Source organism: Quadrisphaera sp. GCM10027208 (genome assembly GCF_042658805.1).
In the GTDB taxonomy this organism is placed as follows: Bacteria; Actinomycetota; Actinomycetes; order Actinomycetales; family SCSIO-59966; genus SCSIO-59966.
Map to the genome: position 1 here is coordinate 114,699 of NZ_JBHSRC010000007.1, position 23,926 is coordinate 138,624.

Below are 23,926 nucleotides of genomic sequence, written 5' to 3' on the forward strand. Positions count from 1 at the left end.
GCCAACAACCCAGCATTCTGCGAGCTGGACGGTGGACGGTGGGGTGGGGGGTGGTGGTCAGTCGTCGACGCCGCGGGCGGCCAGCGCCTCACCGAGGCGGTCGGCGTGCCGGACGCCGCGCACGGCCACCGGGACGAGCAGGGCCCGGAGCGAGTGCTCGAGGCCCCGGGACCGGCGCGCGTCGCGCACCTCCGCGACCAGACCGGCCAGAACCGGCACCGACCGGATCGTCAAGGCCAGGACGAGGCCGACCCGCTCGGGGTCGACGCCGGCCCGGCGCAGCGGGGCCAGCAGCCGGACCAGGACGTCGAGCAGGTCGGACACCCGGGTGGTGACGGTGACCAGGCCCGCCGCGGCCACCGCGACGAGCAGCGTGCCGACGACGGCCACGGCAGCGCGCCAGCCGCTGGTCAGCACCTGGAAGACGACGAGCACGACTGCGACCCAGCGCAGCGGCCGCAGCTGAGCCACCACGGCGCCCGCCGGAACCCGGCCGAGCACCGTTGCCGCGGCGACGACGAGTGCACCGCCGCCCACGGCGAGCGGTGAGCGCAGCGCGACGAGCACCGTCGTCAGCAGCGCGAGGGCGAGCAGCTTCGCCCCGGGCGGGGCGCGGTGCAGCAGACCGGACCCCGGCAGGTAGAAGCCCGTCATCCGAGGAGGGTCTGCTCGTAGGCGGGCACGGCACGCTCCGGAGGCCCGTCGGCCACCACCCGGCCCTCGTCGAGCACGAGCACCCGGTCGAAGCCCTCCAGCAGGTCGAGGTGGTGGGTGACCAGGACGATCTGCTGCGGCAGTCCCGCGACGAGGTCCCGGATCCGGCGGGCGTTGCGCAGGTCGAGCAGGGTCGTCGGCTCGTCCAGGACGAGCACCTCGGGCTCGGTGACGAGCACAGCGGCGAGGGCCAGCAGCTGCTTCTGCCCACCGGACAGCAGGTGGCACGGGTGGTCGGCGTGCCCGGCGAGACCGAACCTGTCCAGCACCGCGGCGACTCGCTGCGCCCGCTGCGCCGGGCTCAGGCCGCTGCGGCGCAGCGAGAAGCCGACGTCCTCGGCGACTGTCGGCATGACGATCTGCGCGTCGGGGTCGGTGAAGACGAACCCGACCCGCCGTCGCACCGCCGGCCCGTCCCGGCGGGTGTCGAGCCCGTCCACGGTCACCGTCCCGGCGTCCGGGACGACGAGTCCGTTGAGCGTGCGGACCAGGGTGGACTTGCCCGAGCCGTTGGCCCCGACGACACCGACCCGCCGCTCGGCGATGTCGAGGTCGATGCCGTCCAGGACGGTGCGCTCCCCGAACCGGTGGCGCACCCCGCGCAGCCGGATCACGACGGGGCGGACCTCAGCGTCGGGCGGCGAGCTCGCGGCGGGGCGCAACCGCCGGGTAGCCGCGGTGGATGCCCGCCGCCACCGTCGTCGCGACGAGCGCCTTGAGCAGGTCGCCGGGCAGGAACACCAGGGACGCGACCGCGATCGCGAGCAGGTTCGACGTGCCTGTCACCGCGGCCTGCACCGGCACCCCGACCGCGTAGACGACGGCCACCCCGCCGACGAGGTTGGCCACGAAGCCGGTGACGGGGGAGTACCGCGGCAGCCGGCGCTCCACGATCCACCCGGTCACGGCGGCACCGAGCGGCCAGGCGAGCAGGTAGCCGACGGTCGGGCCGGCGAAGACGGAGAGCCCGCCGCGGCCCCCGGCCAGGACGGGCAGCCCGGCCGCGGCCAGCACGATGACGACGAGGGTGGCCAGCGCGCCCCGGCGCCAGCCGAGCACCGACCCGGCGAGCATCACCCCGAGCGTCTGCAAGGTGATGGGGACGGCGTTGCCGAGGACGTACAGCTGCCCCGGGATCCCTAGGACGGCGATGAGCGCCGCGAAGGTGGCGACGAGGGCGAGGTCCCGGGCTGCCAGGCGACGGGGGGTGCGACGGCTCACCCGGGCGATGGTACTGCTGCCGTTCTCACCGGCCCTCCGTCGCACGTGGCGTGGACGCGCGACCGGCCCCGTCCAGCGGCGACCTAGACTGGTACCTCTCATGATCACTGCCACTGACGTCGAGCTGCGCGCTGGAGCCCGGCTGCTCCTGGAGCGAGCGAGCTTCCGGATCGGCCCGGGCGACCGGGTGGGCCTCGTCGGTCGTAACGGCGCCGGCAAGACGACGCTCACCCGGGTGCTGGCCGGGGAGGGGCAGCCCGCGGCCGGCACGGTCACCCGCTCCGGGGAGGTCGGCTACCTGCCGCAGGACCCGCGGACCGGCGACCTCGACGTGCTGGCCCGTGACCGGATCCTGTCCGCCCGGGACCTGGACGCCGTCCTGCGCCGGATGCGGGAGACGGAGGCTGCGATGGCCAGCGCCGACGAGGACACCCGCGACCGCGCGATGACCCGCTACGCGCGGCTGGACGCCGAGTTCGCCAGCGCCGGCGGGTACGCCGCCGAGAGCGAGGCCGGTCGTATCGCCAGCAACCTCGGGCTCGACGAGCGGGTGCTCGACCAGCCGCTGCGCACCCTGTCCGGCGGTCAGCGACGCAGGGTCGAGCTGGCCCGGATCCTGTTCTCCGGCGCTCCCACACTGCTGCTCGACGAGCCGACGAACCACCTCGACGCCGACTCGGTCTCCTGGCTGCGGGACTTCCTGCGCGGGCACGACGGCGGACTGGTCGTCATCAGCCACGACGTCGGACTGCTCGAGGCGACGGTGACCAAGGTCTTCCACCTCGACGCGAACCGCGCCGTGCTCGACGTCTACAACGTCGGCTGGTCGGCGTACCTGCAGCAGCGGGAGACCGACGAGCGACGCCGGCACCGCGAGCGCGCCAACGCCGAGAAGAAGGCCGCTGCGCTGATGGCCCAGGCCGACAAGATGCGCGCCAAGGCCACCAAGGCGACGGCGGCGCAGAACATGGCCCGCCGCGCGGAGCGGCTGCTGTCCGGCCTGGAGGCGCAGCGCCAGCAGGACAAGGTGGCCAGGCTCCGCTTCCCCACGCCGGCTCCGTGCGGCCGGACGCCGCTGACCGCCAGCGCGCTGTCGAAGTCGTACGGCTCGCTGGAGGTGTTCACCGACGTCGACCTGGCCGTGGACCGTGGCAGCAGAGTCGTCGTCCTCGGCCTCAACGGCGCCGGCAAGACGACCCTGCTGCGGATGCTGGCCGGTCTGGAGCAGCCGGACACGGGCGTCGTCCAGGCCGGGCACGGGCTGCGGCTCGGGTACTACGCCCAGGAGCACGAGACGCTGGACGTGCAGCGGACCGTCCTGGAGAACATGCGCAGCGCCGCACCGGACCTGGCCGACACGCAGGTACGGTCCGTGCTGGGGTCGTTCCTGTTCAGCGGGGACGACGTCAGCAAGCCGGTGCGGGTGCTCTCCGGTGGGGAGAAGACCCGGCTCGCCCTGGCCACGCTCGTCGTGTCCGCGGCAAACGTCCTGCTGCTCGACGAGCCGACGAACAACCTCGACCCGGCGAGCCGGGAGGAGGTCCTTGGTGCCCTGCGGCGCTACGAGGGCGCCGTCGTCCTCGTCACCCACGACGAGGGCGCCGTCGAGGCTCTCCAGCCGGAGCGGGTCGTGCTGCTGCCCGACGGGGACGAGGACCTGTGGAACCCCGGCTACCTCGAGCTCGTCTCGCTCGCCTGACCCAAGGAGCACGTGTGGACCTACTCGCCCCCGGTGGGCCTGTCGCCGAGCAGGCGGCCGCCGCCGGCATCCGGGTCGAGCGCGACGGGAGACGGCTGACCGTCACCCTGGCCCGCCCCGACCGGCGCAACGCCATGACCCCGGCGACGTGGCGGGCCCTGGCCGCCGTCGGCGACGCGGTGCCCGGCTCGGACGTCGCGGTGGTCGTGCTGCGGGCCGAGGGACCGTCGTTCTCCGCGGGTCTGGACCGCGGCATGTTCGGGGAGGGCACCGACGGCGAGCCCGGGCTGGCCCGGCTCGCCGCGCTGCCCCCCGCCGAGATCGACGCGGCGATCGCCGGGTTCCAGCGCGGCTTCTCGTGGTGGCGGGAGGTCGACGCGGTGAGCATCGCGGCCGTCGGCGGGCACGCCGTGGGCGGCGGGTTCCAGCTCGCGCTGGCCTGCGACCTGCGGGTGCTCGCGGACGACGCCGCCCTGGCCATGCGGGAGCCCTCGCTGGGCATCGTCCCGGACCTCGGCGGGACCTCCCCGCTGGTGCGGACCGTCGGCTACTCCAGGGCCCTGGAGATCTGCGCGACCGGACGCTGGGTGGGGGCCCAGGAGGCCGCGGCGCTCGGCCTGGCCGAGGTCGTCGTCGCGCGTGCCGAGCTCGACGCTGCGGTCGACGACCTGGCCGGCGCCCTGCTCGCGGCGCCGCAGGGAGCCCTGGCGGCGACCAAGCACCTGCTCGCCGGCGCCCTCGACCGCTCACCGGTCGACCAGCGCGCCGCCGAGCGGGCCGCCCAGGTGCCGCTGCTGCGGCGACAGCTGGGCGGGCACCTGGGCCGACACCCGGACGGGAGCTGAGTCCGGTGTCCATGCCGATGTCCGGCTTCCACATGATGCGCTCCTACCGGCGCGACGAGAGCGTCGCGCAGCGCCGGCTCGCTCCGGGCACGGTGCGACGGGTGGCCGGGTTCGCCGAGCCCTACCGGGGGCTGCTGGCGGGCTTTCTCGCCCTGGTCGTCGTCGACGCCCTGCTCGTCGTCGTCACCCCGCTGCTGCTGCGGCGGGTCATCGACGACGGCGTCATGCAGGGGGACCGGGGACTCGTCGTCGGTCTCGCGTCCCTGGTGGCCGTGGTGGCCGTCGGGGAGGCCGTGGTCATGCTCGGCCAGCGGTGGTTCTCCGCCCGGATCGGGGAGGGGCTGATCCTCGACCTGCGCACCCGGGTGTTCGAGCACGTCCAGCGCCAGCCGATCGCGTTCTTCACCCGCACCCAGACGGGGTCCCTCGTCACCCGGCTCAACAGCGACGTCATCGGCGCGCAGCAGGCGTTCACCTCCACCCTGTCCGGGGTGGTGTCCAACGTCATCACCCTCGCCGTCGTCCTCACCACCATGGCCCTGCTGTCGTGGCAGATCACCCTGCTGGCGCTGCTGTTCGTCCCGCTGTTCCTGCTGCCCGCCCGGCGGGTCGGGCGCCGGCTGGCCGGGCTGAGCCGGGAGGGCATGCAGCTCAACGCCGAGCTGGGGAACCGGATGACCGAGCGCTTCAACGTCGCCGGGGCCCTGCTCGTGAAGCTCTTCGGCAGCGCCGACCGGGAGGACACCGAGTTCCGGGAGCGGGCCGCGCGGGTCCGCGACATCGGCGTGCGGATCGCGATGAGCAACCGGTTGTTCTTCGCCTCGCTCACCGCGGTCGCCTCCCTGGCCACCGCTGTCGTCTACGGGGTCGGCGGTGTGCTCGCCATCGAGGGAACCGTCACCGTGGGCACCCTCATCGCCCTGACCGCCCTGCTCGCCCGGCTCTACGGCCCGATCACCGCCCTGAGCAACGTCCAGGTCGACGTGATGACCGCGCTGGTGTCCTTCGAGCGGGTCTTCGAGGTCCTCGACCTGCCCCCGCTCGTCACCGACCCGCCGTCGCCCCGCCCGCTGCCGGCCGGCCCCCTGTCGGTCGAGCTGGACGACGTCCGGTTCGGCTACCCGGCGGCCACGGACGTCTCGCTGGCGTCCCTGGAGGAGACCGAGTCCCTGGACCGCCGCAGCGGCGACGAGGTGCTGCGCGGAGTCGACATCCGCGTCGAGCCGGGCCGGATGGTCGCCCTCGTCGGCCCGAGCGGAGCGGGCAAGACGACGGTCACCGCGCTGGTCGCCCGGCTGTACGACGTGACGTCCGGGTCGGTGCGGGTTGGCGGGGTCGACGTCCGGGAAGTGGCGCAGGAGGAGCTGCACTCGAGGGTCGGGGTCGTCACCCAGGACGCGCACCTGTTCCACGACACCATCCGCGCCAACCTGCGGTACGCCCGGCCGGACGCCTCGGACGCCGAGGTCGAGGCCGCGCTGCGGGCGGCGCAGGTGTGGCCGCTCGTGCAGCAGCTCCCGGAGGGGCTCGACACGGTGGTGGGGGACCGCGGTCACCGGCTCTCCGGCGGGGAGAAGCAGCGGATCGCCCTGGCCCGGCTGCTGCTCAAGGCCCCGGACGTCGTCATCCTCGACGAGGCGACGGCGCACCTGGACTCCGAGTCCGAGGCAGCGGTGCAGCGGGCCCTCGACACCGCGCTGGAAGGCCGCACCTCCCTGGTCATCGCCCACCGGCTGTCGACCGTCCGGCAGGCCGACGAGATCGTCGTGCTCGAGTCCGGGCGGGTCGTCGAGCGGGGCCGGCACGCCGAGCTGCTCGCCCGTGGCGGGCTGTACTCGGAGCTCTACCGGACCCAGTTCGCCGAGCAGGCGCAGAAGCCGGTCGGCACGGGTGCGCTGGAGGGCCGAACGACCTGACCCGCCCGCAGCCGCACCCTCAGCCTCAGCCGCGCGAGCGGGCGTCGAGGATCTCGTCCTCCACGTCCTCGTCGCTGCGCCGCCGGGAGCGCGACGGAGGTGCCGCCGGCACCGCCGCGGGCCGCTCGCCGCCGGCACCCGCCGCCCGCCGGTCGGCGGCCTCGCGCCGGGCCAGCACCCCGTAACCCACGAACGCACCGGTGGCGAACACGAACCACTGCAACGCGTACGACAGGTGCGGGCCCTCGTCGACGGCCGGACGCCCGGCCCGCGCCGGTGCCTGCGCCGGCGCCGGGTCCTCGCCCGCGGCCACCAGGTAGACCCCCGGCAGCACGTCGAGACCGGTCAGCCCGGCGACGTCCGGTGGGTGGATGCTGTGCAGCTGTCCGGCGGGGGCGTCCCGCTCCAGGTGCGGCTCCGGGGTCTGCAGCCGGGCGGTCAGGGTGACCGGTCCCTGCGGAGGGGCCGGGACGTCGTCCGGGGCGCTGCCGGTCGCACCGATCGGCACCCACCCCCGGTCCACGACGACGACCGGTCCGTCGTCCACGGCGAAGGGCACGAGGACGACGTAGCCGGGCCGCCCGTTGAGCGACCGGTTGCGAACCAGCACCGTGTCCTCGGCGAGGTACTCGCCGTCCGCCGTCACCGGCGTCCAGCGGGCTGGGCGCGGCAGCTCGGCCCCGACAGGCGGGAGCACGTCGGGCAGGACCTCGGTGAGCGGCCGCGGCTCACGGTCGTAGTTCGTCAGCACGGGTTCGTTGCGCTCCCGGGCCTGCTCGCGCCGGTCCCACTGCCACATGCCGAGCAGGACGCAGACCACGGCCACCACGACGGTGACGGCGAGGCCGGCGAGCCAGCGCGGGGTCAGCAGGAACCGGTACACGGCACGACGGTAACCGCCGCCCCGGACGCCGGCGCGGGCCGGTCAGGCGGTTCGGCGCCGGTCAGGCGGAGCGGTCGAGCTCGGCCACCGGGACGGTCTCGCGGAGGAACCCGCGGACGGCGAGGTGGTCGGCCAGCGTCGCGCGGTGCTCCTCGCAGGCCAGCCAGACCTTGCGACGCTCCGGCGGGTGCAGCCGGGGGTTGTTCCACCGCAGCCCCCAGACCGCCGCGGAGCGGCAGCCTCGGGCGCTGCAGAGCAGTCCCGTGCCCGGGCTGACGGAGAGGTCCATGCCCCCAGTGTGACCGGTCCCGTGCGGCGCGGGAAGAGGCTGCAGCGGGGGCGGTCGGCGGTGCGCAGCGGTGCTCATGCCGGACCGGGAAGGCGGACGCCGGGCGGCCACGGGGGGGAGCCGCCCGGCGTCCTGGACGCGTTCCGACGGGGGATGCAGAACGCGTGGTCCCATCATGACACACCGGGATGTCAGCGAGGTACCCCTCGGTCATCTTCCGGTGGCGTGTCGCCGGACCCGAGCGCGGGCGGGTGGACACCCCAGGTGTCCGGCGGCTCCGGAGCCGGCTCACGGCTGGCGTTGGCGATCAGCACCGCCACGTACGGCAGCACCACCGCGCCGACGATGAACACCCACTGCAGCGGGCCGCGGGTGACGAGGGCGAGCACGATGCACACCATCCGCACCGTCATCGAGACGGTGTACTTGATCATCCGGTCCCGCTGGTCCTCGGCGTGCGAACGGCGGGCGTCGGTGATCCGGTGGACCGGGGTGTCGCGGGGGGCGCGCGCCGGTCGGTGCAGCCTCACCGCCCCACGGTACGTCCCCGCCGGCCGCACGGCAGGGCGGGCGTCAGCTGGCCTGGCTCGTGCTCGACATGTTGAGGTCGTGCACGAGCAGCGGCGGCATCGCCGTCCGGGGGAAGTAGTCCCCCCACTCGCGGGACAGAGCTGGTTCGGTGCGGCCCACCGCGCCGACCCGGCCCAGCATGCCCACCGGGCTCTCGTTGAACCGGAAGTTCGTCACCGCCCCGGTCACCTCCCCGCCCTCGACGAGGTAGACCCCGTCGCGGGTCAGCCCGGTCAGCAGCAGCGTCGTCGGGTCGACCTCGCGGATGTACCACAGGCAGGTGACGAGCAGGCCCCGGTCGACCCCCCGGACGACGTCGGCCAGGTCGCCGGACGCGTCCCGCCCGGTCAGCACGAGGTTGTCGACCGCGGGCTGCACCGGCAGCCCGGTCAGGGCCGCGGTGTGCCGGGTGGTGGGCAGCGCGGCGAGGACGCCGTCCTCGATCCACGTCGAGCGTCCCACCGGCATGCCGTTGTCGAACCCCGACGCGAACGGGCTGCTGGCCTCGGTGAGCACGAACGGCTCGGTCTCCAGGCCGGGCTCGGCCGGGTCGCTGTACAGCGTCAGCGGGACGTCGGTCAGCCGGTCACCGACGCGCGTGCCCCCACCGCGGCGGGAGAACACCGAGCGGCCCTCGTGGGCGCTGCGGGCGTCGGAGGACCAGTAGGCGTAGACCATGAGGTCGGCGACCGCGGTGGGCGGCAGCACCGTGTCGTACCGGCCCGCCGGGACGTCGACGCGCCGGGCCTGCCAGGCGAGGCGCTGCTCGATCTCGGCGTCCAGGGCCGCGGCGTCGACGTCGGTGAAGTCCCGAGTGGCGCGCCCGACGTAGGTCGAGCGGGCGCGGTCGTGGGACTTGCCGGTCAGCTCGACGGTGCCCTGGGGCTGGACGTGCCGGCGGCGGGTGCCCGCCGTGGTGCCGAGCCAGGTCGTGCGCACGCCGTGCTCGGCGAACCCGAACAGCTCGCGACCCTGCCCCCTGGCCCGGGCGAGAGCCTCGCCGAGCCCCTCGGCGAACCCGGCCAGCACGTCCGGTCCGGTCGCCGGAGCCGGCTCCATCCAGTCGGGGCCCGTCTGCCCGGTGACCAGGTCGGCGGCGTCCTCGGCGGGCGGGGCGGTGGCGGCGGCCGCCTGGGCGTCCTCGACGAGGGCGGCGACGTCGTCCGCACCGACCCCGCGGCGGGTGAGCACCCCGACCGAGACCCCCGCCGCCGTCCGGACCGCCGCGGCGACGGTGACCGACTGCCCGGAGGTCACGCCGTTCGTCGTCAGCGTGTTCGCGGCCCAGCGCAGGTTGACCCCGGACTCCTCCCGGACGACGACACAGGTGCCGGCGTGGGCGGGTGAGGCCTGGGCGGTCGCCAGGGCCTTCTCGACGACGTCGGGTGCGGTGCTCGGACGGCTCACTGACCGGCCTCCTGGACGGTGTTGAGGATGCGGACGTCGTCGAAGCGGGCAGCGGGGCACCCGTGGGAGACGGCGGCGACCTGGCCTGGTTGGCCCTTGCCGCAGTTGAAGGCACCGCCGAGGACGTACGTCGACGCGTCCCCGACCGCCGACATCGAGCGCCAGAAGTCCGTCGTCGTCGCCTGGTAGGCGACGTCCTTGACCTGCCCGGCCAGCCTGCCGCCGACGATCCGGTAGAAGCGCTGCCCGGTGAACTGGAAGTTGTAGCGCTGCATGTCGATGGACCAGGACCGGTCGCCGACGACGTAGATGCCGCGGTCGACGCCGGCGATCAGACCGGCGAGGTCTGGCCCGTCGGTCGCCGGCTGCAGGGACACATTCGCCATCCGCTGCAGCGGTACGTGCTGGGGCGAGTCGGCGAACGCGCACCCGTTGGACCGACCGGGCGGGTCACCGAGCCGGTGCATCGCGGCCATCCGGCGGTCGAGCTGGTAGCCGACGAGGACTCCGTCGCGGACGATGTCCCACGCCTGGGCCTGCACGCCCTCGTCGTCGTAGCCGACCGTGGCCAGGCCGTGCTCGACCGTGCGGTCACCGGTGACGTGCATGAGCTCCGAGCCGTACCGCAGGGAGCCGAGCTGGTCGAGGGTGGCGAAGCTGGTGCCCGCGTAGGCGGCCTCGTACCCGAGGGCCCGGTCCAGCTCGGTGGCGTGCCCCACGGACTCGTGGATCGTCAGCCACAGGTTGCTCGGGTCGATGACGAGGTCGTAGCGCCCCGGTTCCACGCTGGGGGCGGCGAGCTTCTCCCGGACGAGGTCGGGCAGCTCGGCGAGCTCGGCGGCCCAGTCCCACGCCCCCTGCTCCGTGGTGCCGACGAGGAACTCCCAGCCCCGGCCCACCGGCGGGGCGAGGGTGCGCATCGTCTCCATCCCGTCGTCCCCGACGAGGACGACGGTCAGCTCGGGATGCACCCGGACCCGCTGCTGCGTGGTCGAGGTGCCGGCCAGGTCGGCGTAGTACTTCTGCTCCTTCACCGCGCGGAAGGACGCGTCGACGTGACTGACCCCCGCGGCGAGCAGCTGCCGGGACCAGGCCTCCAGGAGAGCCGCCTTCTCGGCGTCCGGGACGGCGAACGGGTCGGTGACGTACTCGGACACCCACTCCCTGCCGGCGTGCACCGGCTCGTCGGCGAGCTCGACCCGCTCGGTGGACAGCGCCCGGGAGACCCGGGCCAGCTCGACGGCCTGCTCGGCCAGCGCGGCGGCCTGGTCCGTGGTCACAGCGGTCGCCGCAGCGAACCCCCACGTGCCGTCGACGACGACCCGGACGGCGAGGCCGGAGTCGACGTCGTCCCCGGAGGAGGTGAGCCGGCCGTCGCGCAGGTCGACCCCGCTGTCCCGCACCCGCTCCACCCGCAGGTCGGCGTGCTCGGCGCCGAGCTCACGCGCCCGGGTGAGGGCGGCGTCCGCCACGGTGGCCAGGGGCAGGGACCGGAAGTCCTCGTCGACTCGTCGCACCCGCAGGAGCGTATTACCCGTAGGTAGTCGGTAGCGTCCCCGGCGGACCGACGAGAGGAGTGGGCAAGGGTGAGCGAGCCGCGCAGCGTGCTGGTGACGGGCGGTAGCCGGGGGATCGGCCGGGCGATCGTCGAGGCGTTCGTCGCCGACGGCGACCGGGTCGCGGTGACGCACCGTTCCGGGACCGTGCCGGACGGCGCGCTGGGCCTGCACTGCGAGGTCACCGACTCGGCCAGCGTCGACGCCGCGTTCGCCCGCGCCGAGCAGGAGCACGGGCCGGTCGAGGTGGTCGTCGCCAACGCGGGGATCACCCGCGACCAGCTGCTGCTGCGGATGACCGACGACGACTTCGCCGCCGTCCTCGACACGAACCTCACCGGCGCCTTCCGCGTCGTCCGCCGGGCGACCAAGGGCATGGTGCGGATGCGGCGGGGACGGATCGTCCTCATCTCCAGCGTCGTCGGGTTGTACGGCTCGCCCGGGCAGACCGGGTACGCGGCGAGCAAGTCCGGGATGATCGGCCTGGCCCGCTCGATCACCCGTGAGCTCGGCGGTCGCGGCGTCACCGCCAACGTCGTCGCCCCCGGGTACATCGAGACCGAGATGACCGCGGCGCTCCCGGCCGACCGGCAGGAGACCTACCGGCAGGCCATCCCGGCCGGCAGGTTCGGGACCGTCGAGGAGGTCGCGCGCGTGGTGCGCTTCCTCGCCGGCCCGGACGCCGGGTACATCAGCGGCGCCGTCGTCCCGGTCGACGGCGGCCTGGGTATGGGCCACTGACCGGTACCGACGGACACCCGGCCCGGTGCGGACCGGGCAGGCACAGCACTCACCGACGGAAGGACGACACCCGGATGGCACTTCTCGACGGCAAGCGGCTGCTGGTCACCGGCGTGCTGACGGACAGCTCGATCGCGTTCCACGTGGCGCGGCTGGCCCAGCAGGAGGGCGCCCAGGTGGTGCTGACCTCCTTCGGCCGGCAGATGCGCATCACGCAGGTGATCGCCCGGCGGCTGCCGCGGGAGGCGCCTGTCGTGGAGCTCGACGTCACCGACGCCGGGCACCTCGACGCCCTCGCCGGCCGGCTCGGCGAGCACGTCGACGGCCTCGACGGGGTGCTGCACTCGATCGGGTTCGCGCCGCCGGGTGCCTTCGACTTCCTCGGCGCGTCGTGGGACGACGTCGCCACCGCGCTGCACGTGTCGGCCTACTCGTTGAAGTCCCTCGCCGTGGCGACTCGCCCCCTGCTGGCCCGTGGCGGCTCCGTCGTCGGTCTTACCTTCGACGCCCGCTACGCGTGGCCGGTCTACGACTGGATGGGCGTGGCGAAGGCGGCGTTCGAGTCCACGAACCGGTACCTCGCCCGCGACCTGGGCCCGGACGGCGTCCGGTGCAACCTCGTGGCGGCCGGCCCGATCCGGACGACGGCGGCCAAGTCGATCCCCGGGTTCGAGGTGTTCGAGGAGACCTGGCAGCAGCGGGCCCCGCTCGGCTGGGACGTCACGAACGCCGAACCGGCGGCACGCGCCTGCGTGGCGCTGCTGTCCGACTGGTTCCCGGCCACGACTGGTGAGATCGTCCACGTGGACGGCGGCTTCCACGCGATGGGGGCGGGGTGAGTGCGGCGCGCCGGCTGGTGCTGCTGCGGCACGCCAAGGCGGAGCGGCCGCCGGCCGTCCGGGACCACGACCGGTGGCTGACGGCCCGTGGCCACCGGGACGCCGCGGCCACGGGGGAGTGGCTGGCCGGGGCGGGGCTGCGGCCGGATCTCGTGCTGTGCTCGAGCGCCCGGCGGACCGTGCAGACGTGGGCGTCGCTGCGAGAGGGCCTCGGTGTCGTCGGGTCGCAGGAGCCCGAGCTCAGGGTGGAGCCGGACCTCTACGAGGCCTCGCCGGCTGCCGTGGTGAACCTCGTCGCCGAGGCCGCGGACGACGTCCGGACGGTCCTCGTCGTCGGCCACCAGCCGACCCTGTCCCAGGTGGCCGTCGCCCTGGCCGGACCGAGGTCGGACGAGCGCCTGCTGGGCCAGGTGCGCGCAGGTCTGCCGACGGCGGGTGCGGCGGTGCTGGAGGCCGAGGGCCCCTGGTCCGCCGTCGAAGCCGCCTCCCTACGTCTCACCGCCCTCCACATCCCCTGACCACACCCCCTACCCCTGACCACACCCCCCTTCGTGATCATGCAATCCCGCCACCCTGCAGGCCCCCGCCCCGGCCGCCCCCCACGTCGTGATCATGCAATCCCGCCACCCTGGGTGCTGTGGCAAGCCGCCGCATCGTTCCGAGGAGTGCTCGCGGCACAGAACAGAATGCTGGCGTCGCCGCGGATTTTCCGGCGTGTTGCGCCACCAACCCAGCACTCTGGGGCCGGCGGTGGGTCAGGGGTGGCGGGATTGCATGATCACGGAGGGGGTCGGGAGGGTGGCGGGATTGCATGATCACGAAGGGGGTCGGAAGGGTGGCGGGATTGCATGATCACGAAGGGGGTCGGGGGTGGGGGTCGGGGTGGGGGGCGAACTCGTCGCGGGGGATGCCCAGCAGGTGGAGCACCGTGTCGAGATAGGGCTGGCTCAGCACCGCGTCGGCCTGCTCGCGCACGAGCGGCTTGGCGCAGAACGCCACCCCGAGGCCCGCGGCGGCGAGCATGTCGAGGTCGTTCGCTCCGTCGCCGACAGCGACGGTGCTGCTCATCGGCACACCCTCGGCGGCGGCCATCTCCCGCAGCGCGGCGGCCTTGCCGGCCCGGTCGACGACCGGTCCGGTGACCCGTCCGGTCAGCCGGCCGCCGCGGACCTCGAGCCGGTTGGCCCGCACGTGCCGGACGCCGAGGTCGGCGGCCAGCGGCTCGACGACCTCGGCGAAACCGCCGGAGACCAGTCCGACCGGGAACCCGAGACGGTGCAGCGTGTCGACGAGCGTGCGGGCCCCGTCGGTGAGACGGACGGCGCGCCGGACGTCGTCCAGGACGGCGGCGTCGAGACCGGCCAGCCAGGTCACCCGCTGGTGCAGGCTGGCCGCGAAGTCGAGCTCGCCGCGCATCGCCCGCTCGGTGACCGCGGCCACCTCGGCGGCGCGCCCGGCGTGCGCGGCCAGCAGCTCGACGACCTCCTGGCGGATCAGGGTCGAGTCGACGTCGAGGACCACGAGCCGACGGCTCCGCCGCTCGAGCCCCGCAGGGGTGACCGCGACGTCGACCCCGAGGGAGGCCGCCCGGACGGCGAGGTCGCGCCGGACGGTCAGCAGGTCCATCCCGCCGGAGACGTCGCCGGAGACGTCGAGCTCGACGCACGTCACCGGCTCGCCCGCGAGCCGGCGGACCCGCTGGACCGTGCCGCCGTGGTCGGCGAGACGGCGGACGACGTCCGCGAGTGCGCCGGCACCCAGCGGACTGCCGAGGACGGCGACGTGCAGCCGGGTCAGCGGCTCCGGCACCTCCTCGCCGGTGGCGGCCTCGCAGGTCACGTGCAGTCCCAGCTCGCGGCCGACAGCGGTCAGCGCCTCGGCGCTCGGCTGCCCGTCGGTCCCGGTTCTCAGTCGCACGGCGAGGCTGAGCCGGCCCCGGACGACGGCCTGCTCGACGTCCAGGACCTCCGCCCCGGGGCGGGCCGCGGCCTCGAGCAGCCGGACGACGGCTCCGGGCCGGTCGGGTCCCGTCGCCGTGACGAGCAGGGTGCTCACGTCGTCCGGGACGGCGTTCGCTCCGGCGCCGGGACCGTCTGACCCTTGCCGACCACGGTGATCCCGCTGTCGGTGACGGTGAACCCGCGGGCACGGTCCTCCTCGGGGTCCATCCCGACCCGGGCGCCTTCGGGGACCCGTACGTTCTTGTCGATGATGCAGCGGCGCAGCACCGCGTGCCGGCCCACCTCGACGTTGTCGAACAGCACGCAGTCGCTGACCGAGGACCACGAGCGGACCATGACGTTGGTGCCGAGCACCGAGCTCTCGACCAGGCCGCCGGAGACCACGGACCCGGGGCCGACGATCGAGTTCACCGCGTGCCCGATCCGGCCGTGCCAGCCGTGGACGAACTTGGCCGGCGGCAGCGGCGGCTGCTGGGAGAAGATCCGCCACTCGGTGTTGTAGAGGTTGAAGACGGGGTGCACGGAGATGAGGTCCATGTGGGCCTCGAAGAACGAGTCGATCGTGCCGACGTCCCGCCAGTAGTCGCGGTCACGGTCGGTGGACCCGGGGACGTCGTTGTCCCGGAAGTCGTAGACGGCGGCCTGGTTGCGGGAGACGAACCACGGCACGATGTCGCCGCCCATGTCGTGCTGGGAGGCCTCGTCCTCGGCGTCCCGGGTGACCGCCTCGACGAGGGCGTCGGCGTCGAAGACGTAGTTGCCCATCGACGCCAGGACGTGGTCGGGGGCGTCGGGCAGACCCTGCGGGTCGGCCGGCTTCTCCCGGAACGCGTCGATCCTGCGCGGGTCGGCCGGATCGACCTCGATGACGCCGAACTGGTCGGCGAGGCTCACCGGCTGGCGGATCGCGGCCACCGTGCACGGCGCGCCGACGTCCTGGTGCGCGGCGACCATCTGGGAGAAGTCCATCCGGTAGACGTGGTCCGCCCCGACGACGACGACGATGTCGGGCCGTTCGTCGTGGATGAGGTTGAGGCTCTGGTAGATCGCGTCGGCGCTGCCGAGGTACCACTGCTTGCCGAGCCGCTGCTGGGCCGGCACCGGGGTCACGTAGTTGCCGAGCATCGTCGACATCCGCCACGTCATCGTCACGTGCCGGTCGAGGCTGTGGGACTTGTACTGGGTGAGGACGACGACCTTGAGGTAGCCGGAGTTGATGACGTTGCTCAGCGCGAAGTCGATGAGCCGGTAGGTGCCGCCGAACGGGACGGCGGGCTTGGCTCGGTCCGCGGTGAGGGGCATGAGCCGTTTGCCCTCCCCGCCGGCGAGGACGATCGCAAGCACCCTGGGACCCGGCATGCCCGCAGCGTAGGGCGCGACGCCGGTCCGCGCACGGGTCGACCGGCCCGACCCGCGCTAGCGTTCGGCACGTCGATCCCGGCGGCTGGTGGAGGTGGCGGATGCGCGTGGACCTGCTGACCCGGGAGTACCCCCCGGAGGTCTACGGCGGCGCCGGCGTGCACGTCGCCGAGCTGTCTGCGGTGCTGCGCCGGCACGCCGACGTGCGGGTCCGCTGCTTCGGGTCCCCTCGCGACGAGGACGGCGTCACCGCCTACCCGGAGCCGCAGGAGCTGTCCCGGGCGAACCCGGCGCTGCGCACACTCGGTGTCGACCTGGCCATGGCGGCCGACGTCGGCGGCGCCGACCTGGTGCACTCCCACACCTGGTACGCCAACCTCGCCGGGCACGTCGGGGGACTCCTGCACGGCGTCCCGCACGTGCTCACCGCGCACAGCCTCGAGCCGCTGCGCCCGTGGAAGGCCGAGCAGCTCGGCGGCGGGTACGCGGTGTCCTCGTGGGCGGAGCAGACCGCCTACCGTGGCGCGGCGGGCGTCATCGCGGTGAGCGCCGGCATGCGCGACGACATCCTCGCCGCCTACCCGGACGTCGACCCCGAGCGGGTCCGGGTCGTCCACAACGGCATCGACACCAGCGCGTGGACGCGGGACGAGGGCAGCGAGCACCTCGAGCGCCTGGGCATCGACCCCGGACGGCGCAGCGTCGTGTTCGTCGGCCGGATCACCCGGCAGAAGGGCCTGCCGCACCTGCTGCGGGCGGCGCGCGACCTCCCCCCCGACGTCCAGCTCGTCCTGTGCGCCGGGGCACCGGACACCCCCGAGATCCTCGCCGAGGTGAGCGCTCTGGTCCGCGACCTGCAGGCCACCCGGGACGGCGTGCTGTGGATCGAGGAGATGCTGCCCCGCGAGCAGCTCGCGCAGGTGCTCTCCGCCGCAACGGTGTTCGTGTGCCCGTCGCTGTACGAGCCGCTGGGCATCGTCAACCTCGAGGCGATGGCGTGCGGGGCCGCCGTGGTCGCCACCGCCACCGGCGGCATCCCCGAGGTCGTCGTGCCGGGGGAGACCGGCTGGCTGGTGCCGATCGAGCAGGTCGGGGACGGCACCGGGACGCCGGTGGACCCGGCCCGGTTCGAGGCCGACCTGGCCGCCGCCCTGACCGAGGCGGTCGAGGACGTCGAGCGGGCCCGCCGGTACGGCGCGGCCGGTCGCCGCCGGGTGGAGACGGAGTTCTCCTGGGAGCAGGTCGGCGAGCGGACCCTGGCCGTCTACCGGGAGGTGCTCGAGCGCTCCGCGTGACCGGCCAGCGCGGCGTTTACCGCGTCGGCGGTGCTGCGCCGCGCCACCGCGTCGACGTCCCGCAGGGCCCGGGCCCGTCGGTCGGCCTCCCACCCGCTGACCGCGGCCCCGTCGTCCTCCAGGGCCAGCGAGACGACCGCGCGGACCCGGACCGCGGTGGCCAGCACCGTCGCCAGCCGCGCCGGTGCCCCGGGGGGCAGGGCGCCGCGGGGCAGGCCGCCGTCGCGGACCGCGGCGATCCGCTCGGCCGCGTCCTCGCGCCAGCGGGACACCTCGAGGGAGGCCAGCGTCTCGGTCGCCGTCCGCAGAGCCTGGCGCAGCACCCGGTCGGCGTCGGCCAGGGACGCCGCGAGCGGCCGCAGCGGGGAGCCGGGCAGCACCCGCCACTGCACGAGCGCCCCCGGCTCGAGCTCGGAGCCGAACTCGGTCACCTCAGGGACGAGGACCAGGACGCCGCCGGGCCCGGTCACCGCCACCGCCTCGCCGGCGTCCGTCGCGGCGACCGAGGTGGCGGCCGGGCCGGTCAGGTCGTGCGGGTCGCCGGCGGCGGGCAGGACGAGCCGCCACGTCACCTCCCGCGGCAGGCCCCGGAGCCAGTCCGCCAGGGCTGCCGGTCCGACGTCCGAGCCGTCGAGCGTGTGCGGCTCGTCGTCGCGCTGCACGGCGCGCAGCACCGCAGCGACGTCGACACCGGCGGTGCCGGCGCTCAGCGCGGCGCCCCAGAGCGCCAGCCGGGCGGAGCGGGGCAGGTCGAGCACGCCAGCAGGGTAGAGGCCGCCTCGGGCCGGCTCGTCGGGTCGGGTCACCGGCGGCGGATCGCCGCTACCCGCCCCGTTAGGGTCAGGAGCATGAGCGACGTCCTGCAGATGGCCGGCGTGACCGTGCGCCGCGGTGACGCCGTCCTGCTCGACGAGGTGAACTGGGACGTCGCCGAGGGCGAGCGCTGGGTGGTCCTCGGCCCGAACGGCGCGGGCAAGACCACGCTGCTTCAGGTCGCCGCGGCGCGGATCCATCCCACGAGCGGGGTGGCGGCCGTGCTCGAGGAGGTGCTCGGCACCGTGGACGTGTTCGAGCTGCGTCCCCGGATCGGTCTGTCCAGCGCGGCGCTCGCCGAGCGGCTGCCGGGTGGGGAGCGGGTCGCGGACGTCGTCGTCACCGCCTCCTACGGGGTCGTCGGGCGCTGGCGCGAGGCGTACGACGCCCTGGACCACGCCCGGGCCGCCGAGCTGCTCGCCGCCATGGGCGTGGCACACCTCGCCGACCGGCTCTACGGCACGCTCAGCGAGGGCGAGCGCAAACGGGTGCAGATCGCCCGCGCGCTGATGACCGATCCCGAGCTGCTGCTCCTGGACGAGCCGGCCGCAGGCCTCGACCTCGGCGGACGGGAGGACCTCGTGCGACGCCTCGGCGACCTCGCCGCTGACGCCGGCGCCCCGGCCATGGTGCTCGTCACCCACCACGTGGAGGAGATCCCGCCGGGCTTCACCCACCTGCTGCTGCTGCGGGCCGGTCGGGTGGTCGCCGCCGGGCCGCTGCCGGACACCCTCACCGCGGACCACCTGGCCGAGACCTTCGGGATGCCGCTCACCGTGGAACGGCACGGCGACCGGTGGACGGCGCGCGCCTTCGGCTGAGCGGGGCTGAGCGGCTCGGGCTGTGCCAGGATGACCGCGGCGCGAGGATGACCGCGGCGCCAGGGCGCCCGCGAGACGAGGGGAGGGGGGCCCGTGGACTGGCTGCGTGACACGCAGTGGCTGTGGTGGGTCGGGGCCGCGCTCCTGCTCGGCCTCATCGAGGTCGCCTCGCTCGACATGGTGTTCGCGATGCTCACCGTCGGCGCGCTGGCCGGCGCGGTCGTCGCGTTCGCCGGCGGGTCCCTCACCGCGCAGGTCATCGTCGCCACCGCGGTCGCCGGGCTGCTGCTCGTCCTGGTCCGGCCGATCGCCCTGCGCCGGCTTCGGCCCGCCGGGCCGGCGCAGCGAACGAACACCGCCGCCCAGATCGGCCGACCCGCCGAGGTGCTGCGCCAGGTCACCGACCGCGGCGGCCTGGTCAAGCTCACCGGCGAGGAGTGGTCGGCGCGCAGCGACGTCCCCGGCCGGGTCTTCGAGCCGGGCAGCATCGTCCGCGTCGTCCGGATCGACGGCGCCACCGCCGTCGTCGACGCCCCACCCACCGCAGGCCCCGAGACCGAGGAGCCCCACTGATGGAGAACCTCCCGCTCTACATCGTCCTGCTGCTGCTCGTGGCGTTCACCGTGGTGACGCTCGTGCGGGCGGTCCGGATCGTGCCCCAGGCCACCGCCGTCATCGTCGAGCGGCTGGGCCGGTACAGCCGGACCCTCGACGCCGGGCTGCACTTCCTCATCCCCTTCGTCGACCGGATCCGTTCCCACGTCGACCTGCGCGAGCAGGTGGTGTCGTTCCCGCCGCAGCCGGTCATCACCTCCGACAACCTGGTCGTCAGCATCGACACCGTCATCTACTTCCAGCCGACGGACCCCAAGGCCGCGACGTACGAGATCGCCAACTACATCCAGGGCATCGAGCAGCTCACCGTCACCACCCTGCGGAACGTCATCGGCTCCCTCGACCTGGAGCAGACGCTGACCAGCCGGGACAACATCAACGCCCAGCTGCGCGGCGTCCTGGACGACGCCACCGGCCGGTGGGGCATCCGGGTGAACCGGGTCGAGCTCAAGGCCATCGACCCGCCGGCGAGCGTCCAGGACTCGATGGAGAAGCAGATGCGCGCCGAGCGGGACCGGCGGGCGACGATCCTCAACGCCGAGGGCGTCAAGCAGTCCCAGATCCTCACCGCCGAGGGTGAGAAGCAGGCCGCGATCCTGCGGGCGGAGGGCGCCGCCCAGTCGGCGATCCTCGAGGCGCAGGGTGAGGCCCGCGCGATCCTCCAGGTGTTCGACGCCATCCACAAGGGCAACCCGGACTCGAAGCTGCTGGCCTACCAGTACCTGCAGATGCTGCCGCAGATCGCCCAGGGCGAGTCGAACAAGGTGTGGGTGGTGCCGACCGAGCTGACCCAGGCGCTGCGCGGGATCGGCGCCGCCCTCGGCGGCGAGCCCGGCGGGGCCGACCTGGACGGCGGACCCGGCGGCCTGCGTCCGGACGCCGGCGACCAGGGGGCCGGCGTCCGGCTCGACGAGCCCGTCCTGCAGGACCCCGGGGAGGCGCTCGAGGCGGCCCGCAAGGAGGCGGCCGGCGCCACCGCCGAGGCGGAGCGGTCCACCCAGCGCACCCGCCGGACGGCGCCCGCCGCCGCCCCCGACCCCGCGCCGGCAGCGCCGCCGACCGCCGAGCAGCCACCCGAGGAACCGCCCGCCGGGTCGTGACCTAGGGTTGCCGCCCGTGGGCTGGGCGGAGGCGGTGGCGATCTTCCTTGCCGGGACGGCCGCCGGGACGATCAACACGATCGTCGGGTCGGGCACCCTGGTCACCTTCCCGACCCTCCTGGCTTTCGGCTACCCACCGGTCGTCGCGAACATCTCCAACAACATCGGTCTGGTCCCCGGCGGGGTGTCCGGCACCTGGGGATACCGGCGTGAGCTCGCCGGCCAGGGCCGGCGACTGCGGCTCCTGGCGCCGATGTCGTTCCTCGGCTCGGTCACCGGAGCCGTGCTGCTGCTCATCCTGCCGGCGGAGGCGTTCGCCCGGATCGTGCCTGTCCTGCTGGCGGTCTCGCTCGTGCTCGTCGTCCTGCAGCCCCGGATCCAGGCGAGCCTGCAGCTGCGGCGAGCAGCCCGTGGCCACACCCGGGAGAGCCGCGGCCACACCGCCCTGGCGGCCGGCGGCACCTACCTCGCCGGGATCTACGGGGGGTACTTCGGTGCCGCGCAGGGTGTCCTGCTCGTCGGTCTGCTGGGGTCGCTGCTGCCGGAGCCCCTGCAACGGGTCAACGCCGCGAAGAACCTGCTCTCCCTCGTCGTCAACTCCGTGGCGGCGGTCGTCTTCGTCGTCGTGGCCTTCGACCGGGTGGACTGGGCCGTCGTCGGTCTCATCGCCACCGGGTCGCTGCTCGGTGGCCTGATCGGCGCGGGCGTCGGCCGGCGACTGCCCGCCCGGGTGCTGCGCGCCGTCATCGTGGTCGTCGGCACCGTCGCGATCTGGCGCATCCTCGTCTCGTGACCGCGCCGCTCGAGGGTGCCCATGCCGGCGTCGTCCAGATCGAGGACGCTGCCGACCCGCGGCTGGACGAGTACGCGCGGCTCACCGACGTCGCGCTGCGACGGCGACGCGAGCCCGCCGAGGGCCTCTACATCGCCGAGTCGCACACCGTGATCCGGCGGGCGCTGGCCGCGGGTCATCGGCCGCGGTCCATGCTGATGGCCCCCCGCTGGCTCGAGGAGTCCGCCGACCTGCTGGGCGCGGCGGCCGCCGCCGGGGCACCGGTCTACGTCGCCCCGGAGCCGGTCCTGCGCGATCTCACCGGCTTCCACCTGCACCGGGGGGCGCTGGCGGCGATGCACCGTCCGGCGCTGCCGGCCCGGGCCGCGGTCGTCCGCGGCGCCCAGCGGCTCGCGGTGCTCGAGGACGTCGTCGACCACACCAACGTCGGGGCGGTGTTCCGGGCCGCAGCCGGGCTCGGCGTCGACGCCGTCCTGGTCAGCCCGCGCTGCGCGGACCCGCTGTACCGGCGCAGCGTGCGGGTCAGCATGGGCACCGTCTTCCAGGTGCCGTGGACGCGGCTGGACCCGTGGCCGGAGGGCTTGACCGACCTGCGAGGAGCCGGGTTCACGGTGGCCGCCCTGACCCTCGGGGACGCCACCATCACCCTTGATGAGCTGGCTGCGGACCTGACCGCTCATCCGGGTCGCCGGCTCGCCCTCGTTCTGGGGACCGAGGGCGACGGGCTCAGCCGACACGCCGTCGCGGCCGCCGACGTCGCCGTGCGGATCCCGATGGCCGGCGGGGTGGACTCCCTCAATGTGGCCGCCGCGGCGGCGGTCGCGTTCTGGGCGACCCGGCCCGCCTGACCGCAGATGCCGGGCCGGTCAGTCCTGCTGGTACGTCGGTGTGATCACGCCCCGGGCCAGGGTGTGCCCGAGCATCGTGAAGGACACGACCGTGGGGCTGGCGTCGGCGTCCACGCCCAGGGACTCGCAGTCCAGGGCGTGGACGGCGAACACGTACCGGTGCGGCCGGTCCCCGGGGGGTGGGGCGGCGCCCCCGAACGCGCGGGTGCCGTAGTCGTTCCGGACGTGGAACGCCGACCCGGGCAGGGCGTCGTCGCCGGCGCCGGCACCGGACGGCAGCTCGGTGACCGAGGCCGGCAGGTCCACCACAGTCCAGTGCCAGAACCCCGACGGGGTCGGGGCGTCCGGGTCGAAGCAGGTGACGACGAAGCTGCGTGTCCCCTCCGGGTAACCGGTCCAGCGCAGGTGCGGTGACCTGTTCCCGCCGGCGGCGGAGTGCACGACGTCCATCGGCTCGCCGTCGCGGACGTCGTCGCTGGTCACCGAGAACGACGGGACCTGGGGGAGCAGCTCGTACGGGTCGGGGGCGACAGGTCGGTCGAGGTTCATACCCCGAACTTACTCCGGCGGCGCGGACCCGGCTCCCCGGCCGCGGGTCCGAACCCTCACCGGCAGGACGGCCCAGAAGACCAGGAACCACACCCCGACCCCGGCGGTCAGCACAAAGGCGACGGGCCGGTCGACCAGCGCGTCGACGGCGAGCAGACAGCCGCCCAGCATCGTCAGTCCGAGCAGGACGAGACCGCCTGCCGCCAGCCGCGAGCTGATCCGGACCAGCTCCTCCTTGAGCCCCCGCCGGAACACCGTGCGGTGCAGCGCGACCGGGGCGATGAGGAGGGCCGTGGCCAGCGCCGCGCAGACGATCGTGGCGACCAGGACGCGCCGGGTGAACGGGTCGGCGTCCTGCATGAGGGGGGTGAACGCCGCGGTCAGCAGGAACGCGAAGAGGATCTGCACACCCGTCTGGGCCACCCGCAGCTCCTGGAGCAGCTCGTTGAGGTTGCGGTCCAGCCGCTCGTTCTCCGTCTCCCGCCGACCGGACACCGGGTTGATGCCGATCTGGTCGCTGGTCACCCCTGGGACCGTACCCGGTGGCGGGCGTCACAACCGGTCGGCCGGCGCACGCGGACGGTCATAGGATGTTTCGCGGTTCCCATCCCACAAGGACACCCCCCGAGCACCAAGGAGAACCTGTGAAGCGCGCACTGCTCGCCGCGTCCGCCGCCGCCGTCCTCGCCCTGACCGGGTGCGCCGCCGACGACGACACGACCACCGCCGAGGAGACCACTGCGGCGGCGACGGAGACCACTCCGGCCGCCACCGAGACCACGGCGTCCTCGACCGACACCACCGACGCGACCGGTGGTCTCACCGTCGTCGAGCTCAACCAGCAGGTCCGTGACGCCTGCCAGGCGGCCGTGACCGAGCGCCTCCCCGGCGCCGAGTTCACCACGCGCGGCAACCTGCGGGCCGCCAGCCAGGAGGGCGGGAAGATCTACACCGTCACCGGCACCGCCCAGGCCGACGGCACCGGTCACCCCTACACCTGCACGGTCTCCGTGCTCGGCGAGGAGACCACCGTGGACGAGGTGCTCGTCGACGGCGAGTGACCCCTTCGGGAGCCTCTGCCTCCCGGTCGGT

Annotated in this window: 26 protein-coding genes; 13 read left to right on the forward strand and 13 right to left on the reverse strand. The window is 74.3% G+C overall.

The window, feature by feature from the left end:
- Window positions 1–57: 57 nt before the first annotated feature.
- The 3 genes from ACFP6A_RS12110 to ACFP6A_RS12120 are packed head-to-tail and all read right to left on the reverse strand — an operon-like array spanning window position 58 to window position 1,935.
- Window positions 58–654: an energy-coupling factor transporter transmembrane component T family protein gene (locus tag ACFP6A_RS12110; protein ID WP_379603873.1), complete on the reverse strand. Its 597-nt coding sequence runs from the start codon at window positions 652–654 to the stop codon at window positions 58–60.
- Window positions 651–1,328, reverse strand: coding sequence for an energy-coupling factor ABC transporter ATP-binding protein (locus tag ACFP6A_RS12115; protein ID WP_379603874.1), 678 nt, complete (start codon window positions 1,326–1,328; stop codon window positions 651–653). Before ACFP6A_RS12115 ends, ACFP6A_RS12110 begins: the two co-directional genes overlap by 4 nt.
- Before the next feature lie 13 nt (window positions 1,329–1,341).
- Window positions 1,342–1,935, reverse strand: a complete 594-nt coding sequence (locus ACFP6A_RS12120; RefSeq protein ID WP_379603876.1) for a biotin transporter BioY — start codon at window positions 1,933–1,935, stop codon at window positions 1,342–1,344.
- Between the two features lie 100 nt (window positions 1,936–2,035).
- Here ACFP6A_RS12120 and ACFP6A_RS12125 point away from each other — a divergent pair, with 100 nt between their 5' ends.
- The 3 genes from ACFP6A_RS12125 to ACFP6A_RS12135 are packed head-to-tail and all read left to right on the forward strand — an operon-like array spanning window position 2,036 to window position 6,395.
- On the forward strand, window positions 2,036–3,634 hold the full coding sequence (locus ACFP6A_RS12125) for an ABC-F family ATP-binding cassette domain-containing protein (protein WP_379603877.1): 1,599 nt from the start codon (window positions 2,036–2,038) through the stop codon (window positions 3,632–3,634).
- Between the two features lie 14 nt (window positions 3,635–3,648).
- Window positions 3,649–4,479 carry an enoyl-CoA hydratase/isomerase family protein gene (locus ACFP6A_RS12130; RefSeq protein WP_379603879.1) on the forward strand — a complete coding sequence of 277 codons (831 nt, stop codon included), beginning with the start codon at window positions 3,649–3,651 and terminating at the stop codon, window positions 4,477–4,479.
- A gap of 11 nt (window positions 4,480–4,490) precedes the next feature.
- The gene (locus ACFP6A_RS12135; RefSeq protein WP_379603973.1) at window positions 4,491–6,395 is read left to right on the forward strand and encodes an ABC transporter ATP-binding protein; all 1,905 of its coding nucleotides are present in this window, start codon (window positions 4,491–4,493) and stop codon (window positions 6,393–6,395) included.
- Window positions 6,396–6,420: 25 nt separating this feature from the next.
- Here ACFP6A_RS12135 and ACFP6A_RS12140 read toward each other — a convergent pair whose 3' ends face one another.
- From ACFP6A_RS12140 to ACFP6A_RS12160, 5 genes are all read right to left on the reverse strand, one after another.
- Window positions 6,421–7,278 (reverse strand): SURF1 family protein, encoded by an 858-nt coding sequence (locus ACFP6A_RS12140; RefSeq protein ID WP_379603880.1) that lies wholly within the window; start codon window positions 7,276–7,278, stop codon window positions 6,421–6,423.
- A 61-nt stretch (window positions 7,279–7,339) separates the two neighbouring features.
- Window positions 7,340–7,567 (reverse strand): hypothetical protein, encoded by a 228-nt coding sequence (locus ACFP6A_RS12145; RefSeq protein ID WP_379603882.1) that lies wholly within the window; start codon window positions 7,565–7,567, stop codon window positions 7,340–7,342.
- A gap of 191 nt (window positions 7,568–7,758) precedes the next feature.
- The gene (locus tag ACFP6A_RS12150; protein ID WP_379603884.1) at window positions 7,759–8,097 is read right to left on the reverse strand and encodes a DUF3099 domain-containing protein; all 339 of its coding nucleotides are present in this window, start codon (window positions 8,095–8,097) and stop codon (window positions 7,759–7,761) included.
- 43 nt (window positions 8,098–8,140) lie between these two features.
- Window positions 8,141–9,544 carry a metallopeptidase TldD-related protein gene (locus ACFP6A_RS12155; protein WP_379603886.1) on the reverse strand — a complete coding sequence of 468 codons (1,404 nt, stop codon included), beginning with the start codon at window positions 9,542–9,544 and terminating at the stop codon, window positions 8,141–8,143.
- The gene (locus tag ACFP6A_RS12160; protein WP_379603888.1) at window positions 9,541–11,061 is read right to left on the reverse strand and encodes a TldD/PmbA family protein; all 1,521 of its coding nucleotides are present in this window, start codon (window positions 11,059–11,061) and stop codon (window positions 9,541–9,543) included. Before ACFP6A_RS12160 ends, ACFP6A_RS12155 begins: the two co-directional genes overlap by 4 nt.
- A gap of 69 nt (window positions 11,062–11,130) precedes the next feature.
- On the opposite strand from ACFP6A_RS12160, the gene fabG reads away from it, so the two are divergent.
- The 3 genes from fabG (at window position 11,131) to ACFP6A_RS12175 (ending at window position 13,198) form a co-directional block, all read left to right on the forward strand.
- A complete protein-coding gene (gene fabG, locus ACFP6A_RS12165) occupies window positions 11,131–11,841 on the forward strand; it encodes a 3-oxoacyl-ACP reductase FabG (protein WP_379603890.1) in 711 nt (236 codons plus the stop codon).
- A gap of 74 nt (window positions 11,842–11,915) precedes the next feature.
- A complete protein-coding gene (gene fabI, locus ACFP6A_RS12170; RefSeq protein ID WP_379603892.1) occupies window positions 11,916–12,680 on the forward strand; it encodes an enoyl-ACP reductase FabI in 765 nt (254 codons plus the stop codon).
- Entirely contained in the window at window positions 12,677–13,198 is a 522-nt protein-coding gene (locus ACFP6A_RS12175) for a SixA phosphatase family protein (protein WP_379603894.1), read from the forward strand. Before fabI ends, ACFP6A_RS12175 begins: the two co-directional genes overlap by 4 nt.
- A 334-nt stretch (window positions 13,199–13,532) precedes the next feature.
- Here ACFP6A_RS12175 and serB read toward each other — a convergent pair whose 3' ends face one another.
- A complete protein-coding gene (gene serB / locus ACFP6A_RS12180) occupies window positions 13,533–14,735 on the reverse strand; it encodes a phosphoserine phosphatase SerB (RefSeq protein ID WP_379603896.1) in 1,203 nt (400 codons plus the stop codon).
- Window positions 14,732–16,000: a glucose-1-phosphate adenylyltransferase gene (gene glgC, locus ACFP6A_RS12185; protein ID WP_379603897.1), complete on the reverse strand. Its 1,269-nt coding sequence runs from the start codon at window positions 15,998–16,000 to the stop codon at window positions 14,732–14,734. The genes serB and glgC overlap by 4 nt, the downstream gene beginning before the upstream one ends.
- A 101-nt stretch (window positions 16,001–16,101) precedes the next feature.
- Here glgC and glgA point away from each other — a divergent pair, with 101 nt between their 5' ends.
- Window positions 16,102–17,295, forward strand: coding sequence for a glycogen synthase (gene glgA, locus ACFP6A_RS12190; RefSeq protein ID WP_379603899.1), 1,194 nt, complete (start codon window positions 16,102–16,104; stop codon window positions 17,293–17,295).
- Here glgA and ACFP6A_RS12195 read toward each other — a convergent pair.
- Window positions 17,265–18,053: a hypothetical protein gene (locus ACFP6A_RS12195; protein ID WP_379603901.1), complete on the reverse strand. Its 789-nt coding sequence runs from the start codon at window positions 18,051–18,053 to the stop codon at window positions 17,265–17,267. The two genes, glgA and ACFP6A_RS12195, sit on opposite strands and share 31 nt — an antisense overlap.
- 90 nt (window positions 18,054–18,143) lie before the next feature.
- Here ACFP6A_RS12195 and ACFP6A_RS12200 point away from each other — a divergent pair, with 90 nt between their 5' ends.
- From ACFP6A_RS12200 to ACFP6A_RS12220, 5 genes are all read left to right on the forward strand, one after another.
- Entirely contained in the window at window positions 18,144–18,929 is a 786-nt protein-coding gene (locus tag ACFP6A_RS12200) for an ABC transporter ATP-binding protein (protein WP_379603903.1), read from the forward strand.
- Between the two features lie 93 nt (window positions 18,930–19,022).
- Window positions 19,023–19,502, forward strand: coding sequence for an NfeD family protein (locus tag ACFP6A_RS12205; protein ID WP_379603905.1), 480 nt, complete (start codon window positions 19,023–19,025; stop codon window positions 19,500–19,502).
- Window positions 19,502–20,644 (forward strand): SPFH domain-containing protein, encoded by a 1,143-nt coding sequence (locus tag ACFP6A_RS12210; RefSeq protein ID WP_379603906.1) that lies wholly within the window; start codon window positions 19,502–19,504, stop codon window positions 20,642–20,644. Before ACFP6A_RS12205 ends, ACFP6A_RS12210 begins: the two co-directional genes overlap by 1 nt.
- Before the next feature lie 16 nt (window positions 20,645–20,660).
- On the forward strand, window positions 20,661–21,437 hold the full coding sequence (locus tag ACFP6A_RS12215; protein ID WP_379603908.1) for a sulfite exporter TauE/SafE family protein: 777 nt from the start codon (window positions 20,661–20,663) through the stop codon (window positions 21,435–21,437).
- Entirely contained in the window at window positions 21,434–22,285 is an 852-nt protein-coding gene (locus ACFP6A_RS12220) for a TrmH family RNA methyltransferase (RefSeq protein ID WP_379603910.1), read from the forward strand. Before ACFP6A_RS12215 ends, ACFP6A_RS12220 begins: the two co-directional genes overlap by 4 nt.
- A gap of 18 nt (window positions 22,286–22,303) precedes the next feature.
- Here the strand turns inward: ACFP6A_RS12220 and ACFP6A_RS12225 are convergent, their stop codons facing one another.
- A complete protein-coding gene (locus ACFP6A_RS12225; RefSeq protein ID WP_379603911.1) occupies window positions 22,304–22,834 on the reverse strand; it encodes a YbhB/YbcL family Raf kinase inhibitor-like protein in 531 nt (176 codons plus the stop codon).
- A 9-nt stretch (window positions 22,835–22,843) separates the two neighbouring features.
- Complete coding sequence (locus ACFP6A_RS12230; protein WP_379603913.1) at window positions 22,844–23,359, reverse strand: DUF6328 family protein; 516 nt, start codon at window positions 23,357–23,359, stop codon at window positions 22,844–22,846.
- A gap of 119 nt (window positions 23,360–23,478) precedes the next feature.
- On the opposite strand from ACFP6A_RS12230, the gene ACFP6A_RS12235 reads away from it, so the two are divergent.
- Window positions 23,479–23,895, forward strand: a complete 417-nt coding sequence (locus tag ACFP6A_RS12235) for a hypothetical protein (protein ID WP_379603914.1) — start codon at window positions 23,479–23,481, stop codon at window positions 23,893–23,895.
- Window positions 23,896–23,926 lie beyond the last annotated feature (31 nt).

Excerpts from the sequence above, each read along its gene's own strand:
- ACFP6A_RS12210 (WP_379603906.1), top strand. The coding sequence starts at position 19,502 with ATGGAGAACCTCCCGCTCTACATCGTCCTGCTGCTGCTCGTGGCGTTC.
- ACFP6A_RS12135 (WP_379603973.1), top strand. The coding sequence starts at position 4,491 with ATGCCGATGTCCGGCTTCCACATGATGCGCTCCTACCGGCGCGACGAG.
- fabI (WP_379603892.1), top strand. The coding sequence starts at position 11,916 with ATGGCACTTCTCGACGGCAAGCGGCTGCTGGTCACCGGCGTGCTGACG.
- ACFP6A_RS12200 (WP_379603903.1), top strand. The coding sequence starts at position 18,144 with ATGAGCGACGTCCTGCAGATGGCCGGCGTGACCGTGCGCCGCGGTGAC.
- ACFP6A_RS12145 (WP_379603882.1), bottom strand. The coding sequence starts at position 7,567 with ATGGACCTCTCCGTCAGCCCGGGCACGGGACTGCTCTGCAGCGCCCGA.
- ACFP6A_RS12125 (WP_379603877.1), top strand. The coding sequence starts at position 2,036 with ATGATCACTGCCACTGACGTCGAGCTGCGCGCTGGAGCCCGGCTGCTC.
- glgC (WP_379603897.1), bottom strand. The coding sequence starts at position 16,000 with ATGCCGGGTCCCAGGGTGCTTGCGATCGTCCTCGCCGGCGGGGAGGGC.
- glgA (WP_379603899.1), top strand. The coding sequence starts at position 16,102 with ATGCGCGTGGACCTGCTGACCCGGGAGTACCCCCCGGAGGTCTACGGC.
- ACFP6A_RS12110 (WP_379603873.1), bottom strand. The coding sequence starts at position 654 with ATGACGGGCTTCTACCTGCCGGGGTCCGGTCTGCTGCACCGCGCCCCG.
- ACFP6A_RS12225 (WP_379603911.1), bottom strand. The coding sequence starts at position 22,834 with ATGAACCTCGACCGACCTGTCGCCCCCGACCCGTACGAGCTGCTCCCC.